Source organism: Variovorax sp. 770b2 (assembly GCF_900115685.1).
Taxonomy (GTDB): Bacteria; Pseudomonadota; Gammaproteobacteria; order Burkholderiales; family Burkholderiaceae_C; genus Variovorax.
Genome location: NZ_FOXJ01000016.1, coordinates 1 through 2,345 on the forward strand (window position 1 = coordinate 1; position 2,345 = coordinate 2,345).

1 pseudogene is annotated in these 2,345 nt (G+C 58.0%); it reads left to right on the plus strand.

The annotated features are described in order from the left end of the window. Window positions 1-2,304, plus strand: a pseudogene (locus tag BM133_RS35350) (hypothetical protein); the annotation flags it as partial. Window positions 2,305-2,345: the final 41 nt, after the last annotated feature.

A 2,345-nucleotide genomic window follows, 5' to 3' on the forward strand; every position in this document is an offset into this window, starting at 1 on the left:
GTCAATACCTTCACGCCTTATGACCCGAGCAGGCTCGTGGGGGACATCACGCCCACGATGCTGGACCTGCCTCAGCCGGCGCAGGACAAGGGGTGTGGGGGACTTGGGCAGGTCATTGTGGCCATCGTCGCCGTGGTCGTGGCGGTCTATACGGGCGTCTATATCGGCGGCGTCGAGAGCATTGCGGGCGCCGCTGCAGCCGGGGCTGCAGGCTCCGTCGCGGGGCAGGTCGTGGGCATCGCCATCGGTGTACAGGACAGCTTCAGTTGGAAAGCCGTGGCGCTCGCAGCCATCGGTGGAGGCATCTCCGGTGCTGTTGGCGGCATCAACCTCTTCGATGCCGGGACCACAGCAGGGGTCATTGGTAATGCCATCGTGCGAAACGCCATCGGCAATGCGGCTTCGCAGGGCATTGCGGTAGCAACAGGGTTGCAGGACAAGTTCAACTGGAAGAGCGTCGCGGCCAGTGCCGTGAGCGCAGGCATAGGCCAAGGTTTGAATGCAGCGATGGACTACAACCCATCGCTCAATGGCTTCGAGATTGGCAAGAGTCTGGCCTCGGGTCTGGGCGGCAGTCTCGCGGCGCAGGCTGTGCGCGGCGGAAAGATCAGTGCTGCAACGCTGGCATCAGATGCCTTTGGTAATGTGATCGGAGACAGCATCGCAGCGGCCAACAGTAGCGCGGGGAGCAGCCGCTACAAGAGTAATCCCTATGCTCCGGATCAGAAGGCCGCAACGCTCGACGCATTCTTGGAATTGAACGGCAACTTCATCGGGGACGACATCACCATCGCTTCGGCACCTGCAGCGTCATCCGCGGCTCGGACTCAAGGCTACGGACGCTACTTCGGATCCGGCATACAGAACATTGGGTACGACACAGACGAGGCAAGCAGCTCGATGGCCGATCGAGCCAGCGGCTCTGCGCTTCGCACGACCTCAATGAATTCGGCTTACGCCCTGTCTGGCTTCCTGGGCAACACTTCCATCGACGCCGGAGTCGGCGTGCCTTATGCGCCGATGCTAGAAGAGATTCGCGTCGCGTCAAGTGCGGATATCTGGACGGCTGACAAACCCCTGATGTTCCAACGTGGTGACGGCTACCCATTGGGCGTGCGCAATCGCGTCGGACTTTTTGCGGATGGCTCTCTATCGACAAAAGGTGAATTTACATCTGGCACGCCAATGGGGCTGAGCGATGCACAGATCGGCAGGGCGCAAGAGCGTCTGGACTTCATCAATGCCAGCTACTACAACAGTCCAAACTATCACAACAACGCACTGACCTACGGTATCGCATCGGCGGCGAACTGGTTGGTTGGGACTGGCGACGCTTCGCCTGTCATTCCAGGTAACATCAATTCCGAGTACGACCAGCTGCGCACTGTGCTGTCGGTCAACGCAACTGGTGCTCAAGTGCAAGCTGTGTTAGCCCCCAATGCGCTGCGCCTAAGCAGTGATGATTGGACGGGAGCACTCAATTCCAGCGGCGGCACCACTTTTCTGCAGCGCGCCCAGCAAGCCACGGCACTTGCCAATCAAGCCTTCTCTCCCTCAGGTTGGCGTGCGCTCAACGGCAACTACAGTACTCAGACTGTTGCCGAGCGTCGCATGGCTTGGAGCACAGTTGGGGCCATAGGTTCTCTTACGGCTCAGGCGTATCCCAACACTCTGGCAATGGGCGCAGCGGCTATGCCGCAAGCCATACTTGCCAGAACTGGGTTCGGCGAAGAAGTCATCGGTGGCGCGGCCTCCGTGGGGCGCACCTCGGCTCAATGGGGTAAAACTCCGCAAGCCACTGAGAGGCTGTACACACGCAACCGCCCCACGCCAATGACGATGGAAGACGCGCTAAACCAAGCCGATAAATTCGATGCCTTCAATGGCAATATGGTTGACTACAAGGTCACTCCCTCGGGCAGCGTTGTCGTCGACCATGGTGGCGGATTGAAAGTTCACTATCGAGGGATGGCTGATGCGGAGTTTGATGCCATTTATGGGACAGACAAGATGGCAGCGTACAAAGCTCCAAACTTCGCTGCAAATACGCCAGTTACATGGAAAGGTGCATTCGGCGATAACTTTGTGAATGTGCATATTCGCGAAAGCATGCTTATGAGTGATCGTGGCTCGGTGGCAATGATGGCGCATGAATACGGCGAACTACAAATGGTCTATAACGAAGCGGGGCATGGTGCGCTCACGCCCAATAAATGGGCTTCGTTCATCGATGCTTCACATGAAAGAGTGGTGCCCCGTGTTGATCGGATCATCGGCAATATGATCATTGGTGGAGGCAAGTGATGTCGCTTCAAGCAGCAGCAGTCAAACGCGAAGAGATGTGG